The organism is Cognaticolwellia beringensis (assembly GCF_002076895.1).
GTDB classification, from domain to species: Bacteria; Pseudomonadota; Gammaproteobacteria; order Enterobacterales; family Alteromonadaceae; genus Cognaticolwellia; species Cognaticolwellia beringensis.
In genome coordinates, this window is record NZ_CP020465.1 from 778,053 (window position 1) to 797,590 (window position 19,538).

22 protein-coding genes are annotated in these 19,538 nt (G+C 38.2%); 18 read left to right on the top strand and 4 right to left on the bottom strand.

Annotated elements, in window-relative coordinates; all coding sequences use genetic code 11:
* Positions 1-301: 301 nt before the first annotated feature.
* The 14 genes from B5D82_RS03230 to B5D82_RS03290 all read left to right on the top strand — a co-directional run bounded on the left by B5D82_RS03230 (position 302) and on the right by B5D82_RS03290 (position 11,677).
* Positions 302-1,081, top strand: a complete 780-nt coding sequence (locus B5D82_RS03230; RefSeq protein WP_081149204.1) for a DUF3450 domain-containing protein — start codon at positions 302-304, stop codon at positions 1,079-1,081.
* Positions 1,081-2,424, top strand: coding sequence for a MotA/TolQ/ExbB proton channel family protein (locus tag B5D82_RS03235; RefSeq protein ID WP_081149206.1), 1,344 nt, complete (start codon positions 1,081-1,083; stop codon positions 2,422-2,424). Before B5D82_RS03230 ends, B5D82_RS03235 begins: the two co-directional genes overlap by 1 nt.
* Positions 2,424-2,948 carry a MotA/TolQ/ExbB proton channel family protein gene (locus B5D82_RS03240; RefSeq protein ID WP_077285344.1) on the top strand — a complete coding sequence of 175 codons (525 nt, stop codon included), beginning with the start codon at positions 2,424-2,426 and terminating at the stop codon, positions 2,946-2,948. The genes B5D82_RS03235 and B5D82_RS03240 overlap by 1 nt, the downstream gene beginning before the upstream one ends.
* Positions 2,949-2,960: 12 nt before the next feature.
* Positions 2,961-3,362 carry an ExbD/TolR family protein gene (locus tag B5D82_RS03245; RefSeq protein ID WP_081149207.1) on the top strand — a complete coding sequence of 134 codons (402 nt, stop codon included), beginning with the start codon at positions 2,961-2,963 and terminating at the stop codon, positions 3,360-3,362.
* A 3-nt stretch (positions 3,363-3,365) separates the two neighbouring features.
* On the top strand, positions 3,366-3,983 hold the full coding sequence (locus B5D82_RS03250) for an energy transducer TonB (RefSeq protein ID WP_081149209.1): 618 nt from the start codon (positions 3,366-3,368) through the stop codon (positions 3,981-3,983).
* 2 nt (positions 3,984-3,985) lie between these two features.
* The gene (locus B5D82_RS03255) at positions 3,986-5,245 is read left to right on the top strand and encodes a tetratricopeptide repeat protein (RefSeq protein ID WP_081149210.1); all 1,260 of its coding nucleotides are present in this window, start codon (positions 3,986-3,988) and stop codon (positions 5,243-5,245) included.
* A 182-nt stretch (positions 5,246-5,427) separates the two neighbouring features.
* Positions 5,428-5,550 carry a hypothetical protein gene (locus B5D82_RS20225; protein ID WP_281255939.1) on the top strand — a complete coding sequence of 41 codons (123 nt, stop codon included), beginning with the start codon at positions 5,428-5,430 and terminating at the stop codon, positions 5,548-5,550.
* 21 nt (positions 5,551-5,571) lie between these two features.
* The gene (locus tag B5D82_RS03260) at positions 5,572-5,955 is read left to right on the top strand and encodes a response regulator (protein ID WP_081149213.1); all 384 of its coding nucleotides are present in this window, start codon (positions 5,572-5,574) and stop codon (positions 5,953-5,955) included.
* A 54-nt stretch (positions 5,956-6,009) separates the two neighbouring features.
* On the top strand, positions 6,010-6,555 hold the full coding sequence (apt, locus tag B5D82_RS03265; RefSeq protein ID WP_081149214.1) for an adenine phosphoribosyltransferase: 546 nt from the start codon (positions 6,010-6,012) through the stop codon (positions 6,553-6,555).
* 9 nt (positions 6,556-6,564) lie between these two features.
* The gene (gene dnaX, locus B5D82_RS03270; protein ID WP_081149216.1) at positions 6,565-8,838 is read left to right on the top strand and encodes a DNA polymerase III subunit gamma/tau; all 2,274 of its coding nucleotides are present in this window, start codon (positions 6,565-6,567) and stop codon (positions 8,836-8,838) included.
* Positions 8,839-8,902: 64 nt separating this feature from the next.
* The gene (locus B5D82_RS03275; RefSeq protein ID WP_172820665.1) at positions 8,903-9,232 is read left to right on the top strand and encodes a YbaB/EbfC family nucleoid-associated protein; all 330 of its coding nucleotides are present in this window, start codon (positions 8,903-8,905) and stop codon (positions 9,230-9,232) included.
* 188 nt (positions 9,233-9,420) lie between these two features.
* Entirely contained in the window at positions 9,421-10,029 is a 609-nt protein-coding gene (locus tag B5D82_RS03280) for a DsbA family protein (protein ID WP_281255940.1), read from the top strand.
* Positions 10,030-10,170: 141 nt separating this feature from the next.
* Complete coding sequence (locus B5D82_RS03285; protein WP_081149219.1) at positions 10,171-11,241, top strand: beta-ketoacyl-ACP synthase 3; 1,071 nt, start codon at positions 10,171-10,173, stop codon at positions 11,239-11,241.
* A 55-nt stretch (positions 11,242-11,296) separates the two neighbouring features.
* Positions 11,297-11,677, top strand: coding sequence for an acyl-CoA thioesterase (locus B5D82_RS03290; protein ID WP_081149221.1), 381 nt, complete (start codon positions 11,297-11,299; stop codon positions 11,675-11,677).
* Positions 11,678-11,814: 137 nt separating this feature from the next.
* On the opposite strand, the gene B5D82_RS03295 is transcribed toward B5D82_RS03290, so the two are convergent.
* The 4 genes from B5D82_RS03295 to B5D82_RS03310 form a co-directional block, all read right to left on the bottom strand.
* A complete protein-coding gene (locus tag B5D82_RS03295) occupies positions 11,815-12,006 on the bottom strand; it encodes a hypothetical protein (protein WP_245807548.1) in 192 nt (63 codons plus the stop codon).
* A 236-nt stretch (positions 12,007-12,242) separates the two neighbouring features.
* Positions 12,243-12,485 (bottom strand): hypothetical protein, encoded by a 243-nt coding sequence (locus B5D82_RS03300; RefSeq protein ID WP_081149224.1) that lies wholly within the window; start codon positions 12,483-12,485, stop codon positions 12,243-12,245.
* Positions 12,486-12,611: 126 nt separating this feature from the next.
* Positions 12,612-13,589, bottom strand: coding sequence for a methylenetetrahydrofolate reductase (locus B5D82_RS03305; protein WP_081149226.1), 978 nt, complete (start codon positions 13,587-13,589; stop codon positions 12,612-12,614).
* A 156-nt stretch (positions 13,590-13,745) separates the two neighbouring features.
* A complete protein-coding gene (locus B5D82_RS03310) occupies positions 13,746-14,699 on the bottom strand; it encodes a tRNA-dihydrouridine synthase (protein WP_081149228.1) in 954 nt (317 codons plus the stop codon).
* A gap of 163 nt (positions 14,700-14,862) precedes the next feature.
* On the opposite strand from B5D82_RS03310, the gene B5D82_RS03315 reads away from it, so the two are divergent.
* The 4 genes from B5D82_RS03315 to B5D82_RS03330 all read left to right on the top strand — a co-directional run bounded on the left by B5D82_RS03315 (position 14,863) and on the right by B5D82_RS03330 (position 19,527).
* Positions 14,863-15,321: an HvfA family oxazolone/thioamide-modified RiPP metallophore gene (locus tag B5D82_RS03315; RefSeq protein WP_081149229.1), complete on the top strand. Its 459-nt coding sequence runs from the start codon at positions 14,863-14,865 to the stop codon at positions 15,319-15,321.
* Between the two features lie 120 nt (positions 15,322-15,441).
* Positions 15,442-15,945 (top strand): SDR family NAD(P)-dependent oxidoreductase, encoded by a 504-nt coding sequence (locus tag B5D82_RS03320; protein ID WP_081149231.1) that lies wholly within the window; start codon positions 15,442-15,444, stop codon positions 15,943-15,945.
* Positions 15,946-15,956: 11 nt separating this feature from the next.
* Positions 15,957-17,087, top strand: coding sequence for a tyrosine-type recombinase/integrase (locus tag B5D82_RS03325; RefSeq protein ID WP_081149233.1), 1,131 nt, complete (start codon positions 15,957-15,959; stop codon positions 17,085-17,087).
* Positions 17,050-19,527 (top strand): hypothetical protein, encoded by a 2,478-nt coding sequence (locus tag B5D82_RS03330; RefSeq protein WP_081149234.1) that lies wholly within the window; start codon positions 17,050-17,052, stop codon positions 19,525-19,527. The genes B5D82_RS03325 and B5D82_RS03330 overlap by 38 nt, the downstream gene beginning before the upstream one ends.
* Positions 19,528-19,538 lie beyond the last annotated feature (11 nt).

The window sequence follows — 19,538 nt, forward strand, 5'->3', positions numbered from 1 at the left end:
AGTTAGTAAAACATAGGGAGCACATATTTTTACAATTAAGAGGACTTCTGTAACATTGGTTAAAACAATCATGTTCTTTACTAAATGAATATGGTATTTAATGTCAGGTTACAAATAGTTTACGGCGCTCCTTAAGAGCAAAATAAACATTCTTTTTAATGTACTTAGTTGACAGTTAGGCTGTCGTCTGGGAATATTGCATGGTTTTATTCTAAGAAATTAAAACTTAAAATGGCAGATTATTAAATTTGCGTTAACAATAAGCTTGTTATCAAAATTCAATAGCAATTGGTTGGGAACTATGTCCAAATTAAGCAAGAAAAGCCTTATCGCATCGACGATAATTGGCGCACTAGCATTTTCAGCAAGCAACTTCGCTGCTGCAGACGCATTAACAGAACTACAAAAAGCCGAAGCTCAAATTTTTAAAGCTTCAAGTAAATCACAAAGCAAAATAGACAATATTTACGGACAAACTCAAGAGTTGTTAGCTGAGTACCGTAATACAGTCGATGAAGCTGACGTGTTAAGCGGCTATAACGATCACGTTCAACTTATGGTTGACGATCAAAAAGCTAATATCCAATCATTACAAAAGCAAATTGCTGGTATAGATAAAACCAAGCAAGGCGTAGTACCTCTAATGTACAAAATGATTGACACGTTAGAGAAGTTTGTTGACCTTGATGTTCCTATGAACATTGATGCACGTAAAGAGCGTATTGCTGGTTTACGTGATGTAATGGGTGATTCAGATGTATCAGTATCTGAACAATTTCGTTTAGTGCTTGAAGCATATGAAATTGAAGCCAGTTACGGCACTATATTCGGTGTGTATCAAGGTGAGCTTGACTTAGGTGATCGTATGATTACTGCAGACTTCGTTCACATGGGTCGTATTTCTTTTGTTGCTCAATCTCTTGACATGAAAAACTCTTGGGTTTGGAACAATGAGAAGCGCGCATGGGAAGCTTTAGGTGACGAATACTTGAAACCTGTTACTGATGCCGTTCGTATGGCTCGTAAGCAATTACCACTTGATCTAGCTAAACTACCCGTATTTGCAGCAGGAGCAAAATAATGAAAAAAGTTATTAATTTCGTATTATTTGCTGCTTCAATGACAGTAGCAGCTTCAGCTTCGGCCAATCAGTTAGACGACTTATTAAAACAAGTCAAAAATGACCGTATTTCTGAAGCAAAAATTGATAAAAAACGTGAAGCAGAATTTATGTCTGCACGTTCTGACAAGCAATCTTTATTGAATAAAGCTAAAACAGAACTAGCAAATCAACAAGCAAGAAACAAACGTTTAACGAAAGAGTACGCTGCTAACGAAATTACATTAGCGCAAAAAGCTGTAGAGTTAGACAATGCCCAAGGTACTTTAGGTGAAATGTTCGGTGTAAGTCGTGCAGCTGCAGCTAATGCATACGGTTCAATTGTTACATCAATTGTTTCAGCTGAATACCCAGGCCGTGGCGAAACGTTAGACAAAATTGCTAACTCAAAAGCCATTCCTGAACTTGAGCAACTTGAAGAATTATGGTTTGCCTTGCAAACTGAAATGACTCAATCAGGTGAAGTTTCTAAGTTTACTACAGAAGTAACTAACTTAGATGGTTCAAAGTCAACTGAGTCAGTAACACGTATCGGTACTTTCAACTTAGTATCTGAAAACGGTTACCTAAACTACAATGATGAAGTTGGTCAAGTACAGCCACTAGCTAAGCAACCTGCTGGTTATATTGCTGGTGCTGCTTCTTCTTTCTTCGGTGTAACTTCAGGTTACGCTCCTTTATATGTGGATCCATCTCGTGGTGCTATCTTAACGCTAGAAACGCGTAAGAAAACACTAATGGAATTCTACCATGAAGGTAAAGAAGTTGGTTATGCTATCACTGTATTGTTAGTTATTGGTCTACTTATTGCCTTAGAGCGTATGATTGTTCTTGGTAACATGAGTTCTAAAATTCGCACTCAAGAGAAGAACCTTGATCAACCGAATGACAACAATCCACTTGGCCGTTTGTTAAAAGTTTACTTTGATAACAAATCGGTTGATGCAGAAACACTAGAACTTAAACTTGATGAAGCTATATTACGTGAAACACCAAAAGTTGACCGTGGTATTAACTTAATCAAAATGTTCGCTGCAATTGCACCACTAATGGGTCTATTAGGTACAGTAATCGGTATGATTATGACGTTCCAAACGATTACATTGTTTGGTACAGGTGACCCGAAAATTATGGCGGGTAACATCTCACTAGCACTTGTAACAACAGCTCTAGGTTTGATTTGTGCATTACCACTAATCTTAATACACAGCATCGTAGCTGGTAGAAGTAAATCTGTATTACAAAAATTAGACGAGCAAAGCGCTGGCTTAATCGCTGCTATTGCCGAGAAGGAGTCTAAATAATGTTATTCCTGATAGAGCTTTGGGAATCTGTCAGGAGTTTTATTGCGACTGGCGGTAACGTGCTTTACGTTGTTGCCTTCGCACTCTTATTGATGTGGATAATGATGATAGAGCGTTATTGGTTCTTATCTAAAGTTTATCCAAAAATGAAAGACGATATCGTCGGACGTTGGGATGCGAGAGAAGATACTACTTCTTGGTATGCACATCGAATTAGAGATACTTGGATCTCCGAAGCGACAGAACTACTAGAGCAACGTATGCTCACAATTAGAACCTTGGTGGCAATGTGTCCACTAATTGGTTTACTTGGTACCGTAACCGGCATGATCGGTGTGTTTGAAGTTATGGCACAACAAGGTACTGGTAATCCGCGTCTGATGGCGTCTGGTATATCAATGGCAACAATCCCGACAATGGCGGGTATGGTTGCAGCATTATCAGGAGTGTTTTTCAGTTCAAGGTTAGACGCTAAAGTTAAACTAGCAAAGGCTAAACTGGTTGACAGTTTACCTCATCACTAGAGAGATATTCGAATGGCACGTAAACGTATTCGTGAGGACGAAGAAGCAGTTATAGATATGACACCGATGCTTGACATCGTATTCATTATGCTGATTTTCTTTATCGTAACTACTTCTTTTGTTAAAGAAGCTGGTATTGAAGTTAATAAACCTAAAGCGGCAAATCAATCTAAACAAAAGTCAGCTAATATCTTTGTTGCAATTAAAGATAATGGCGAAATTTGGTTAGATAAGCGTCGTGTAGATGTTGAACGCGTAGCGGCCAATATTGAAAAATTATTGGCTGAGCAACCAACTGATGTTGTAATCATTCAAGCTGACAAAGACGCAAAACATGGCGTAGTTGTTAAAGTAATGGATGCAATTAAAGAAGCGGGCATAGACAGAATTTCTATCGCTGCAGCTAAGGGGTAGTCTATGGTTCGCTTTTTAGTATCTATACTACTAGGCGCGGCAGTAACATTTGCTTTGTTTGCTTTTATGGCGTTTCTTGTTTCTAGCGGTGATAGAACCAAGGAAGAAGCCTTAGAAAACATCATAGTAGAAGTTAATACGACGCCACCTAAGTCAGCTGCAGAACGCCGTCAACGTGTTCCGCCGCCGCCGCCGCCGCCGCCTAAAACGCCACCTAAGCCTCAAGCTCCAGAGCCTGAGACTAATAATGATTCTGGTGGATTAACGTTTAATATGCCTGGTGTTCAGTTAGCCGGAGCAAATGCAGGTATTTCTGCACCTGGTGCTGGTTTTGGTCGTGACGGAGATGCAACACCGATAGTTCGTATTGAGCCTAAATACCCAATACAAGCTGCTCGTGATGGTAAAGAAGGTTGGGTTACGCTTTCATTTACTATCAATGAAATTGGTGGTGTTGAAGATGTTGATGTTATTGAAGCCGAGCCAAAGCGCGTTTTTGACAAAGAAGCTAAAAGAGCTTTGCGAAAATGGAAGTACAAACCGAAAGTTGTTGATGGTAAACCTATGAGACAACCTGGTTTGACTGTACGACTTGACTTTAAAATGGACGGAGGAAATTAATAATGAATAAGATTTTTTCATCTTTACTGTTAATTATTTCAGTTGTTCTAATTCAATTGCCAATGGTTGCAGAAGTTTCTGCAGCCGGCGCTGAAGATTCAGAAAAGCCAAAGCGTAAAACTCAGCTTGTTGGTCCTAGTGTTGGTAAAAAAGTAGGTAAAGCCTTTGAATCTTATTCAGCGGATGATATTCCAGGTGCTTTAACTATTCTTTTAGATATTGATGCTAAGAAAGACTACGACAAAGCTTATGTTGCTCGTTTTATAGCGGTTATGTATGCAACTATGGGTGATGAAGAAGCTAACGCGATCAAATACCTAAAAATTGCTGTAGAACCTGACATTCTCAATGAGGGTGATCATGGTGAAGCGATTAAGTTGTTAGCTGATTTGCAGATGCAAACAAAAGCGTATGAAGAAGCCCTAGTCAATTATAAAGCTTGGATGGATTTTACGGGTAAATCAGATGGTGATACTTGGACTAAAATAGCTAATGCACATTATGCGTTGAAACAATTAGATAAAATGATTGTTCCAGCAGATAATGCGATTGCAGCTTACGGTGACAAGCAAAACAAAAATCCTTATATATTGAAAGTTACTTCATTTTATGAAAATAAAAAATATAAAGATGCTGTTAAAACGCTTGAAACTGTTATTCAAATATTCCCAGAAGATAAAACTTGGTGGACTCAACTTGGCATGTTTTACTTGCTAGTTGAAGATTATCAGAAAGGTCTAGAAACACTTGACCTGGCTTATAAACAAGGTTTCCTTGTTAAAGAATCTGAAATTAAAACACTAGCAAGTTTATACTCGCAAAATGCAGTGCCTTACAAAGCGGCTTTATTGCTAGAAAAGCATATAGACTCTGGTTTAGTACCTCGTGATGATAAAAACTTATCTTCACTAGCTAACGCTTGGCATGCTGCTCAGCATATCGATAAAGCGGCTAAGTATTACGGTGAATTGGCTAAAATGACTAACCTTTCTAAGCATTACAGCAAGCAAGGTATGTTATTAAAGCAGGATGAACAGTTTAAACCAGCAATTGTTGCGTTAAGCAAAGCTTTAGAGCTTGGTGTTAAAGATGAAGGTAAACTGCATATGAGTATTGCAGAATCACACTTTTATTTAGAACAGTATAAGCAAGCTTACAAAGCTATTAGTCTTGCGATGAAAGATCCTAAAACCCGAAGATCAGCAAAGGGTTGGGAAAGTTTCATTAAAGACACAGCACAACGTAAAAAAGTTTCTATCTAAAAATTTAGTTTTAGATTGTATGACACTAAAAACCAGCCTATTAGGCTGGTTTTTTTATGCTTGACCTACGGGGCTGGTAAACTTGTTGATACCAATTTCACTTTACGAAATCAAATAACACTACCTTTTAAAGCACTTTTGGTCTACAATCCGCGCCGATTAATCAAACGAAAGGAATGCTCATGTCAGAAGAAAACTTTAAAGATAGCACATCGCTCGTTCATATATTTACAGCAGTATTAGTGATGTTTGCCGCGCCGTTATTACCAATGTTGGCCGGTTGGTTTACATTGTTATCAAATTAATCAAAGACACTTGTAGTTAGCATGAAAATACTCGTTGTAGACGATAACCCAGCAATACTCGATAGTCTTAGTGCATTATTATCTGCTCAAGGTTATTTTATTAATACCGCATGTCATGGCCTTGCAGCATCTGAAAAACTGCAAAATGATTGTTATGATTTAATTATAGTTGATCACTTAATGCCAATTATGAATGGTATTCAGTTAACTAAACATATTCGTCAGCATGAAATTTATTCAGAAAAGCCAGTTATATTTATGACCACACAAGGGCGTAAAACGGTGAAGAATATTTGCGATACCAGTTTGTTTTCGGCAATCATTGATAAGCCGATAGATGAGCAAAACCTGCTTAAATTGATAAATGATTTACTATCGCCAAATACTCGCCTTCAGTCACTATAAATTTTCAGTGAATTGCTTTATTCTGTAACTAAAATATCTTTTGACTTTTAGAACATGACTGAAACAGAAATTAACACACTCAAATCCGCAATTCACACCATTCCTGATTATCCTAAAGTCGGTATTATGTTTAGAGACGTAACCGGGATATTGGATGATGCAGACGCATTCAAGCTCACCATAGATATTTTAGCTGATAAATTTAAAGATGGTGGCTATACCAAAATTGTTGGTACTGAAGCGCGAGGATTTCTTTTTGGCGCGCCATTAGCACTAGCAATGGGCTTAGGGTTTGTTCCTGTTCGTAAGCCAGGGAAGTTGCCAAGAGCTACTTATATGCAAGATTATCAGCTAGAGTATGGGCACGACACTTTAGAAATCCATCAAGATGCGCTAACAGAGCTCGACAATGTTTTAATTGTCGATGACTTACTGGCAACTGGTGGCACGATAGAAGCTACAACCAAGTTGATAAGACGCTTAGGTGCAAAAGTAACTGATGCTGCATTTGTAATATCTTTACCGGACTTAGGCGGTGAAAAAAAACTCGAAGATATGGATTTATCTGTATTTTCTTTATTGCAATATGCTGGCGATTAAGGCTGAAGTATGAGCTATCAGGTTTTAGCAAGAAAATGGCGACCAAAATCCTTTAGTGAGCTTATGGGCCAAGAGCATGTCGTTACTGTTTTGGTTAATGCACTTACTCAAAAGCGTTTACATCATGCCTATTTATTCACCGGAACGCGTGGTGTTGGTAAAACTACCATCGCGAGAATTTTTGCTAAAAGCCTAAATTGCGAAACAGGTATCACTGCAACACCGTGTGGCGTTTGTGACGCATGTGTTGATATTGATCAAGGTAAATTTGTTGATTTACTTGAGATTGATGCCGCTTCTCGTACAAAGGTCGATGATACGCGTGAAATATTAGACAACGTACAATATGCGCCAACAAGGGGTCGGTATAAGGTTTACTTGATTGATGAAGTTCATATGCTATCAAAAAGTAGCTTTAATGCTTTATTAAAGACACTGGAAGAGCCGCCAGAGCATGTTAAGTTTATTCTTGCGACGACAGATCCACAAAAGTTACCGGTTACAGTGCTTTCTCGCTGTTTACAGTTTCACTTAAAAGCGCTAACAATAAAGCAAATTAGCGATAAAGTTATAGAGATACTAAATCAAGAGTCGGTATCATTTGATGACGAAGCTATAGCACTTTTAGCCAAAGCTGCGCGTGGTAGTATGCGTGATTGCTTAAGCTTAACTGACCAATGTATTGCACAAGGGAATGGCAATATTACAAGAAACGATGTCCAGCAAATGTTAGGTGGAGTTGACAGAGACTGGGTCTTCAAAATCCTCGTCGCTTTATTAAAACAAGACGCCACTGCTTTAATGCAACTTTCACTGTCTATTGCTTCATATGCACCAAGTTACAGCCGATTATCCGCTGAGCTGATCCAATTGTTACACCAAATAGCCATGACACAAGTTGTCGAGGCTAACTTTAGTTTACCGACAGAGCATCAACAACTGTTAACGCGATTTTGCCAATTAATGTCGCCCGAAGATGTTCAGCTTTATTATCAGATAGTCTTAACGGCTAGAAAAGATTTACCTTACGCAGATGACGAACAGGCTGCATTTGACATGATGCTTTTAAGGTTGTTAGCGTTCAAACCCGTTGTTAATAATCAAGACTTACCTGTTGCAGCGATTGAGAAAACAGATGAACTGTTCAAAAAAGAACTTGATCAACTAACACTTGGTGAAACAGCCTCAATCGCAAAAACTGATGATTTAGCAGCAGACAACCTTCAGGCAAAAAGTAATATCACTACCCCTGAGCCAGAGCTGTCGCATTCAGTTCAAGAAGAAGTATTATTAGAAAACGACCCGTTCAATTCAGGTTTTAGTCATACGGCGCCAATTGATAGTGATGCAGCACAACCACACGCTAGCTCTATTGAAGTAGAACAAACGCAGAGTGAAGATGCTGGCATATTGTCAGCTCAGGAGTCTCAGGCGAATGATGTGCTCACAGCGGAGATGTTAGCAATAGATCATCAAGCCAATTCGCTTACTGAGCAAATACCTGAGTCGCAATCATTACAACCTGAGCAGAGTATTACTGATGAAATTATTCCTCATCAAAACACTACAGTTATAGAAGATGACAGAGCGGTTGCTTCAACAACAGACGAAATTGCAGACTCACCAGAAGATAATAACGATAAAACGTCATTCTCATCGCCAGTGGCTGCTGCAATCGCTACTCGAAATATGTTGAGAAGCAGGAAAAAGTCGATGGAGGAGGGCGGAAAAAAGCCTAATGGGGCTAAAGTACGTCCCATATCAGAGACAAGTGACGATACAAGTGTGGAAGCGGTTAAAAATAATGTTGTAGAACAGCCTAATGTACCTGATTTAGCCACATTACCTGAGCAACCTTATAGCGAAGATGTTATTAACCCCGCAACCATAAAGTTAGCAAACCAGGTCGATAAATGGGCACACATGATTGACAGCATGTCCTTAATCGCTCGTTTAAGGCAGTTAGCCATTCATGCTACGGTTGATGAAGCATCGACAGACGATGTGTTGATATTACAATTAGATCAATCGATAAAACACTTAAATAGTGATGCAGCACACAAGCAATTAGAAGCACGAATATCTGAATATTTACAACGACAAGTTACCGTTGAGTTAAACATTGTTGAAAAAACGGTGGCAGATCCCTATCAAATTCAATCAGATATTAATGCAAAACGTTATGAATACGCAAAGCAAGTGTTAGCTGAAGATGAAATAGTGATTGCCTTGCAACAACAATTTCAAGCTGAGCTTGATCAAGAAACTATCGTAGCGCGATAATCGCTACTTGAATTTTTAGCCGTTAACTACTATCTTTGGCGGCATATTACATTTGGAGTGAAAAATTATGATGAAAGGTGGCATGGGCAACTTAATGAAGCAAGCCCAACAAATGCAAGCGAAAATGGCAAAAGCACAAGAAGAGCTAGCCAATATGGAAGTAACAGGCGAGTCTGGTGCTGGCATGGTTAAAGTGACTATGACAGGTAACCATAACGTTCGCCGTGTAGTTATCGATGATAGCTTAATGGCAGATGACAAAGATATGCTTGAAGACCTAGTTGCAGCAGCAATGAATGATGCTGTGCGTCGTGTAGAAGAGCAAAACAAAGATAAGATGGGTGCACTAACTGGTGGTATGCAAATGCCTCCAGGGATGAAGATGCCGTTTTAATCCTGTTTTATGAAACAGTAATAATCTTTTGTTAAGCTTATTAAATTAAAGCCCAGCCATGCTGGGCTTTTTGTTATTTAGCTTCGGCTAGTTTAGCTAAAGTTGGTATACACCATATCGAGTGATATTTTGCTGGCAATGACAATGGCCATGAATTTATTAAAACTAATATTAAAGGAGATAAAAATTTGAAAGCGCAACTCTATTATATTTACGATCCCATGTGCAGTTGGTGTTGGGGTTATGCTCCTACGTGGCAGCGACTGCAAAAAGAGCTCGCGCCTCATGTCGATATTATTTATGGTCTTGGCGGATTGGCAACAGACTGTGATGAAATCATGCCCGAAGAAATGCAAACCTTCTTACAGCAAACTTGGCGCAATATATCTCAACAGCTAGGTACAGAATTCAATTATGATTTTTGGCAACAATGTCTACCAAGGCGCTCTACTTATCCAGCTTGTCGAGCGACAATAATTGCACGGGGTAGCGACAAAGAGCAGGCCATGCTCACGGCGATTCAGCACGCTTATTATTTACATGCAAAAAATCCATCTGATATAGATACATTGCATGCGTTGGCAGTTGAAATTGGCTTAGACAGTAGTGACTTTTTAGCAAAAATGAATAGTGAGCAAGTTAATAATATTTTCATAAAAGAAATGACTAGAATGAGAAACCTGCCGATCAACGGCTTTCCATCTCTAGTGTTAGTTCAAAACCATGCTACTAATACCATCCCTATCGATTATAAAGATTGGCGTAAAAGCTATGAGTTAATATTATCCAAAATATAGTTTAAGCAACGTTTATGCTAAATATAGACGATAAATACCGTAAAAATTCGTCAATAATCTGATATTTTGTAGTATCATAATACGATAAAAAATAGATTATTCTTTGCTTCTTAAAGTAAATAACAGCAAAAAAGGCTTATTATGACATACGCAGCAATTACCGGTTGGGGCAAATGCTTACCGCCCGCTATCCTTACCAATGATGACTTAGCGACGTTTCTAGAAACAGATGATGAATGGATCACTTCTAGAACAGGCATGAAAGAGCGAAGAATTTCTCATGTTACCGTGAGTGAATTAGCTCATGTTGCCTGTGCACGAGCCTTAGCTGCTGCGGGAAAAACGGCTAAAGATGTTGAATTAATTGTGTTTGGTAGCACGACATTTGATGAGATTTGTCCTAATGCAGCCTCTAATGTTCAGCGTTTACTGGGGGCTGAAAATGCCGCTTGTATCGATGTTAGTACGGCGTGTACCGGTGGTATGTATAGCTTAAGTGTTGCAACCTCTATGATCAAAAGCGGTGTAGTTAAATCTGCACTGGTAATAGGTGCTGAAACTATTTCACCTATTATGGACTGGAGTAATCGAGATGTTGCGGTATTATTTGGTGATGGCGCTGCAGCACTTTATTTGGAAGAAAGTGCTGAAGAAACTGGCGTTATAACACAAGCTTTAGGTTGCTATGGCGAATCTAGAGATATTCTTTCAGTGCAAGGCTGGGGGATGAAATATGCCAACAAAGGACGTTTGCTCGGACAAAGCAATTGGGCGTTTTTAGGGCAAGAAATTTTCAAAAAAGCAGTTGCTGGCATGGCTCAAGCGTGTGACAAAGCATTAACGCAAGCGCAATTGAGTGCCGATCAAATATCGAGTGTTGTTCCTCACCAAGCAAATTTGCGTATTATTGATACTCTCGTAAAGCGTTTAAAAATGGACAAAGATAAAGTATTTATCAATATTCATAAGTATGGCAATATGTCGGCGGCAACAACCTTGGTCGCATTTGTAGAAGCGATAGAAGAAGGTTTTATCGCCAAGCAGTCTTATGTGTTACTTCCTGCCTTTGGTGGTGGTTTAACCTGGAGCGCGCATGTCGTAAAATGGGGTGATAGAACCCATGCTTTGTCTACAACAGACGTTGATTTACCCGAATGTAAGCAATCTGGTTTAGCACTAGTTCAAGATATTATTGCTGCCAAATCTGTTTAAAATTTAACAGCCGACACACTATTGTGTTGGCTTCTCGCTATAAGTAAGGATACCCATGCGCTTTCTCTCTCGTCGGCTAATTTTGCCAAATGATTTAAATTATGCCAATTCATTATTTGGTGGCAGAGCATTAGCTTGGATTGACGAAGAAGCTGCCATCTATGCTATATGTCAGCTTGAAACAAACTGTTTGGTCACTAAGCATATTGGTGCAATAAATTTTGAATCGCCTGCTCAACAAGGCGACGTTGTTGAATTTGGTTTATCAACTAAGTCGGTTGGAAAAACGTCGATTACAATTACTTGCATGATGCGTAACAAAATCACCAAAAAAACAATATGTCTAGCGGATGACATTGTTTTTGTTCAAGTTGACCCTGAAACTAAACTCCCGATCCCACATGGCAAAACTTTAGAGTCGTTGTCAGATATTTGATTGAGCTTTAAGTTATAAGCTTTCAGCGATCAGTTAAAAGGCAGAGATGATTTGGGAGCGAAACTATGGAGGCTTGTTTTGTTTTTACTGACAGCTCGATACTGAAAGCTTACAGCTAAAATAATTTTTCAGCGTATTTAGGTTTCCTCTTCAGTTAGATATTGCTGGTAAGCTTTGATCGCAAAATAACGCACTGATTTTTTCAGCGTAACTCTTTTTGAAATAAGCGCTTGGTGACGAAAGATTTTAACCACTTGCTTCTCACCATTTACATCACTTTCAACGCTATGCAGCGGATTGTTTCGCAAATTATCAAACTCTGATCTCATGATTAATTTCATATTAAATAAAAACTATTTGGAAGTTTACAGGTATCAGTTAAAAGATAGTTAAGCGTTTGAAGCTGTCAGCTAGCAGTTAAAAGAAAGCAATTAGTTGTAGCTTGCAGTTAGACTTGTCTTTATTTTACTGACAGCTCATTACTGACAGCTCATTACTGACAGCTCATTACTGACAGCTCATAGCTATTTTTTTTATAGCTATGTTTTTTATAGCTATATTTTTCTCACAGCTTGTTGATCTCTTTTCTTATGTCATAACCTTCATCAGTGACAATTTTTTCTAACACTTGCATACGCTCTTCAAGTGCTTGAACTTGTTTATTCATAGCTACAGCTTGTTCATTACTCTGGCTATTGTGGTTTAAGGTTTTTTCTTTAAACTCTAAATGCTTTTTGTACATGTCAAATAGCACACCAAAGCCAACAGAGATAAACACAATTGCCACAACCATCGCTGTACCTGACATACCTAAAACCCCTTTTAAACTGATAAATAAAATCTAGTTAAGCATAGCGTATCTAAGAGAAAAACACCTAAAATTGCTTAATTACCTGCTTTGAAATTACTGCCTATATAATATAGGAATTGTTTACTAGTTAGTAAAAAGTCCGTTGAGCTCTTGCTTAGCTAAATAATTATCCATCGTTGAACGCAACAGTTTGTAAAGCAGTATTGAACCGTCAATTTCTTCTTTACGGTTGGTTAAACTCTCAATATTAAGCCCTAGAGGTAATTTGTAGGGTAATACAGCATCGAGTATTTGTACTAAGGTATTGCTGCAAATTCTAATTGATTCGTATAATGGTTTTTCAGCATTTAAAATGCGTAAACTTGTTGCTTCAGGAACACTAACACCAAGCCATTCAATAAACTCTAACGTTTTCTTACTACCACAAGGCGAGAAGGTTAAAATGATTCGTTGTGGTTTAATACCTTGTTGCTGACACTCAATAGCATAGCGGGTTAACACATCAATGGTTGCTTGAGCATTATAAATAGCTTGCGAGATAAAAAAGTTACAGCCTTGTTGATGTTTTTCAATTAATTTAGCATGCTCATTACCTTTATTCGCATGGCGCTCAGCGATAGTAATACCGCCAATAAAAAAATTGTTTTCATTGGCGACTAAAGTTTTATAGGCCTCGCCCAAAGGCAGACTAATATTATTTTGCTGGGAAGGACTGCCGACAAGTACAATGTCGCGAATACCATAGTCATGCCAAGCTTCGTTAGCCCATTGATTAAAGTCATCACTATTTGATTGCACAACGCTTTTGTAAGTGATCACGGGGCGGTTTGACTTTTGCTGTAAAAGTGAGGAATAAAGTCGAGGGTCATGAGTCGACTTAAACGGAAAAGGGCGCGGCTTTGAAGTTCGTGAATCTTCATTCTGAATGTCATAAACAATTAAACCGTCAAAGTCGATATCGCTAACTCGTTCAAGTAACTTGTCTGCAATTGTCGATACTTGCTCGGTTGGAGTATCACTTTTAGGCGGTGTTGTGCCGATAAAGTAAACGCCACGATTGACGTCATTATATCGTGCTCTTAGTTCTGAACCATTCTTCACTATCGTTACTTCTTATTTAAGGTAAATTAATTGTCTTTAATAACAATTATCTTACCTTGTTGCATGGTAAAAATCAGCGTTAGCCTAATAATAATTTTCTCAAAATTGGAGAGAATATTAATAAGGATATCAGGAGCGGTTTATAGCGTTAAATCGTTATGTCGATGCCACAATATCTATTTGATGAAGTATTTCATCTTTATTTTTTAACAGTTTTATAGCATTAAATAAGCTTTCTGCTTGCGGATATTGTAGTCTCAAATAGCGCAGCCATTGTTTTAAACGACTTGAAAAATAGAAGCTTTTATCACCTTGTAACTCTAATTCACTGTAGCGTTTTAATATGCCGATAAGTTCAGACCAAGGCATGGGTGTTTCATCAAACTTAATCACATTAGCCAAATTTGGCAAAGCTAGTGCACCACGGCCAAGCATTAAATTAGGCGTTTGGCTTTGACTTATACAGTTTTCGGCGTCATTTTTATTCCAAATTTCACCGTTAGCAAAAATTTCAATATCATATTTTTTTCTAACTTCGGCAATAAAGTGCCAATAAGCCGGAGGGCGATAGCCATCTTGTTTTGTTCTGGCATGAATTGTTAATTGATTAACATGGGCTGATTGCACAGCGCTAACAATTTCATCTAATTTTGAGGCATCAGTAAATCCGAGTCTTATTTTTGCAGACAAGGTAGCGTCTACGCCAATAGCACTCCTCATTTTAGCCATAATTTGATGTATTTTTTCTGGCTCATTTAGTAATACAGCACCGCCTTTGCTTTTGTTCACCGCCTTAGCAGGACAGCCAAAATTAACGTCAATACCGTGTGAGCCCATAGCGAGTGCTCTGACTGCATTTTCAGCCATCCAGTCAGGTTCTTGGCCCAGTAGTTGCATTCTTAAAGGGGTGCCGCTTTGAGTCATACAGCCATAGTCTAATTCGGGACAAATTTTTCTAAAAACATGCTTCGGCAATAAGGAGTCAACAACGCGAACAAATTCCGTTACACAAAAATCATAATTGTTTAAAGATGTTAATAAATGCCTCATTAACTCATCAGCCACGCCTTCCATAGGGGCTAAGATTATTTTTTTTACTTGTGGTTTCATGGAGATAAAGCTAGGCTCAATGGTGTTGTAAAAACAAAAAGGTTATTAAAATTAATTGAAAAAAATTTACAGCGCTTGAAATTTATTTTCATTGTATATGGTCTTTGTAAATAGCTATACGTATAGATGTAGTGTCAAATTGATAAAACAAAAGGAAAACAGTATGAAATTAATTAAAAAATCTTCAATTGCGGCTTTATTAGGCTTGTTTGCATTAGCAGTTGCGGCATCAATGCCAGTAAAAGCAGAAACTAATCCATTTGCTGTTCAAGATGTAATGACCATAGTGTCTGCTGATGAACACGAGAAAGGTAAGTGTGGCGAAGGCAAATGTGGCGAAGGAAAAATGAAAGACAAAGCCAAAGGTAAATGTGGCGAAGATAGAATGAAAGACAAAGCCAAAGGCAAGTGCGGTGAAGGCAAGTGCGGCGAAGGAAAAATGAAAGATGCAGCCAAAGGTAAATGCGGCGAAGGCAAATGTGGTGAAGGTAAAATGAAGCACGAAGCCAAAGGTAAATGTGGTGAAGGCAAAATGAAAGATAAAGCCAAAGGCAAATGTGGTGAAGGTAAATGTGGTGAAGGTAAAGCCGCAAAAGCTAAAGAAGGTAAGTGTGGCGAATAAGCCTAACGCTTAGTAAAAAAGCTTATCGATTGATAGCATATAAAAACCACTTCACTTGAAGTGGTTTTTTAGTTTTAATGCTGAATAATTATTTACATTTTAAAAGTTAAGGAAAAATAAATGAGCAATAATATTGTTATTACTGGCGCAAATCGTGGCATAGGTTTAGCCATGTGCATGCATTTTAAAGCGCAAGGAGATAATGTATATGCGCTGTGTCGAAAATCGTCTACTGAGCTAGAAGCCCTTGCAGTTAATATTATTGAAGATATCGATGTAGCAAGTGACCTTGGTATTGCTACTATGGTATCAGCATTAAGCTCTGTGCATATTGATGTACTGGTGTGTAACGCCGGTATTTTACGTGATGAAAGCCTAGCCGAACTTAACTTAGATACCATACGTGAACAGTTTGAAGTTAATGCGGTAGCACCACTGAGAGTTGTTGCTAGCCTGCAAAAACAACTGAACGAAGGGGCAAAAATAGCGCTTATCACTTCCAGAATGGGCTCTATTAGCGATAATGGTTCAGGCGGGCGTTATGGTTACTTTTCGTCACTGTGTATTGAACGAATTATTTGTAGATATTTTTCTTTGTGTTATTGTATCTACAAAGCTACATAGTGGTAAGTTAAGTGTTGACTAAAAAAGAGTTTGTAATTAAAAAGCACGGCATCGATTCAACCTATTGGGCGTTTTTCCAAAAAAATGGGGAAATAGATATAACCCCCACTATTTTGTTTGCCAAAATGTGTGAAGCAGACAGAAAAAGAAGCTGGGAGCTAAGCACTATTGAGCAGTATGCGAGTATTATAGCAATGTTCTTTGGAACAATGAGGATGTATCAAGCTACTATTCAAACTATAACCACAAAAGAGACGCAAGGCTTTATGCAAGCCTTATACATGAAAGAACTACCTTTTCAAGAGAAAGACGGGAATCCTACATCAATATCGCGCATGAATTCTGTTGAAACAGTATTAATCGATCTGGTTGAAAAAGCCGCTCAATTTGGATTTAGAGAAGACAGGAGCCTATCATTTAATTACAAAGAAATCTCAGGGACACTTGGGAAGCTTGATGATGCGGATAGAATCCACCAATGCTACATTCCTACTGGTTTGTTTGAAGAACTAATAAAGCATTTGAAAGTCGATGGGGACTTTGAAAAAGAGAGAGATGAAATAGCACTAAGAGTCGGGTATGAGTTAGGAGTAAGGGCGGAGGAGCTAGTGCGAAAGAATAACTTTTCTATTGAAAGGTTTAAAAAAGCCCGATTAACCTACAAATTTGGTGATGAAATTGATTTGAGAAATATTATTGGGAAAGGGTCGAAGGGGGGGAAGGCAAGAAATGTAATCATAAAACCTAAGTTAGCGGTTAAAGTTTTCGACTTTATAGAGAAACACAAAGCTATATACAAAAAAAGTGAGCACTTGTTTTGCCACCGAAGTGGAAGAAAGCTTTCCCCAAGACATGGAACGACGACTTTTCGGAATGCAAAAAATAATTTGAATCACCATGAACTAAATAACAAAAGTTTTCAAAAGTTACGACACTCATATGCTACCAATATGGCCATTTTCTGTCGTAAAAATGGAATAAATTCGCGCCTTATCCAAGACAGGCTTGGCCATGCTAACTCCAGTACGACTCAACTCTACATTGAAGTAGCTTGTCTTGTGGAAGGCGACTACGACAAAGCGGAAGAGATGAGAATGGTTCGCCATGAAAATCGCGATAAAAATAAAAAAAGAAAGAAATAGGCTCAAAATGGATAATGAAATAACCACAGGGGATGAGATTACAATGGAAAAAGAGGGGCTTGGTTATCTCTCTAAATATGTCGCAGAGCAAACCATTCATCTAGAACAACTCAAAGACAAAGTGCATTTTAAACTTGATTTGCTAGAAACTGAAGAAGGTAAATTAACCGATAAAACGCTTGAAATCCCAGAACCATTTAAAAACTCACTTTTTTGCCAAGCAATCATTGCGTACTTATACTATGACGTGTTTATCGGGCGTAGCGAGTCTACAAAAAGTGGTTATATTGACCTGCTTAATCGTTTCTTTTTATACCTAACAACCCATGACGAAGGCTTAGATAACAATGAAACCTGGGCCAGATTATTAACCTTGCCAGAGGGGGATTTACCTCACAATGTAATACACCAATTTCTATTGTATCTATCTGAGAATACTGGCACTGGAAGTAATTCGCTTCACGGCTACCAGAATAAACTTCTAATAGTGGTAACTTGGGCAACTCAACTTAATATCACAACTGCAGAACCCAACTTTGCTAATGGTAATAAGCTACTCCCTTATGTGTCAGATCAAAATAACCCTGAAATAAAAAAGGATGATGTCACGCCTAAGCCAGCACTATCGCAACTCTTTACTATTAATTATGAAACAGGTGAAGAAATTAAGTGTCCTTATTCTGATTCTAAACTTATAACTAACTTGCGCTGGTTTGCTATGTGGTACCTCAATACCATGCGCCAAAAACGACTTTTCTTACGTAAAATAATGTGGGATGAAGAGCGAACTATTTATGAGGTTTTAAAAGACAGGATAGAAGATGGTACTTGGTCTATAGAATGCGCCCCATTAAGTTCAATGTATGGGAGAGCGACGAAAACACCTATAACTGATTATCTCGAAGCGAGCGCTATGTATGCTAAAGTTTACGAGGCTCTATTACCTTCAAAAGTTGAGGCTAAAAAAATGTCTGGAGGCGAGATATCTTCAAACCTTGAAAATAGACTGATGTGGGCTGAGTCAGAAGGACATTCGACACAGAATTTTATACGCTTAGTAAAAAGCTTACCAGAAGAAGAGAGCTCTAGTGCAAGTATCATTAAAAGATTGGAAGAGCAAATATCATACAATTCAACAGTTTCACCTTCCAAAAATAAACATGAAAGCATAAAGGTTCCAATTAGGCTTTATTGCGGAAAAAAATTAAGAGCATCTCCGATACCGAACTTTAGCTTAGCATCAATGATTATACCAACAAAATCAGAAAACCTTGTCATGTCTTGGTTGCTTTCCTCTGAGAGCATTCAATCGTCAAATAAATACAGGTTAAAATTAGATGATTTAAAGCAATTTAATCGAGGGAATACATTACAAGCTATCACTGATGATATTCAGGTAGATTCCATTAAATTCGTTCATCACAAGGGCCGTTCGAAAGATAAAGCCAAACGAAGAACTGGTCAAGATTTTAAAACGATTGAATATAAAAAAGGAGACCCCCTTTTTACTACATACATAAACTGGCATAAAGATATGAAGCAAGCACAGCCTTATATAACTAAGCAGCAAGAAGCATGGCTTTATTATGGGCGTAGGGAAAGATTAACTGGGGGCTCTCTTATAAATCTTAGCTTCTTAGTTGCAAAGGATAGCTTATTTAAAAGTGCTTTTAAAAAATCGGAGAAAGAACTAAAGTTTCACAGTGAAGTCAATGGTGAAGGGGCATTTCAATGGCTATTTACTCAATTCATCATAAATCACGCAAATTTTTTGAAAATTCGTCACACACGCCATTTGAATAATCGTAATACCCCAAAAGAGATCTCTTTGAGTTCAGATGCTATACGCCAAAGCAGAATCATCTTTGAAGAAAGCGAAGATATAACTGACAAAGAAAACGCAAAACGCACCGCTCACAGCGAACAGCAGGTCGATGCATACAGAGAGAACGGTGTAGCCAAAGAACGCATCCAAAATGGTATAAAAGCCAATATACAAATCTCTAACAAGATGTATGAGGAAGCTGTAAGTATCGTAGACACATACCACCTGTTGAGCGTCGATGAAGTTGATAAACAATTTCATGCCCCAAAAGGAATGTCTAATGACGATGTGATTGGGTTTATTAATGAATGTGCAGCAACCCCAAAAAAATATGGCGTGACTATTTTTGGCGGAATAATGGATAAATCAAACCCCGAGGGCGGCATAATAATCATTAAGGATGTGAAGTCTGCTTGGATGATGCTCTGCTACATTAATCACATGGAGTCTGAGCTTGAACAAATCAAAGAGAACCATGATAAACAACAGGTAGGGGAACATATATTTAAGCACGCTCAATGGTCAATGCTATTTGAACGCTTCCCTATTGAAATGCAAGAGCAAGCCAAAGAACTTGCTAAGACGCATACTATACCTTACCCACCATTGTTTTAGGGGCTTTTAAC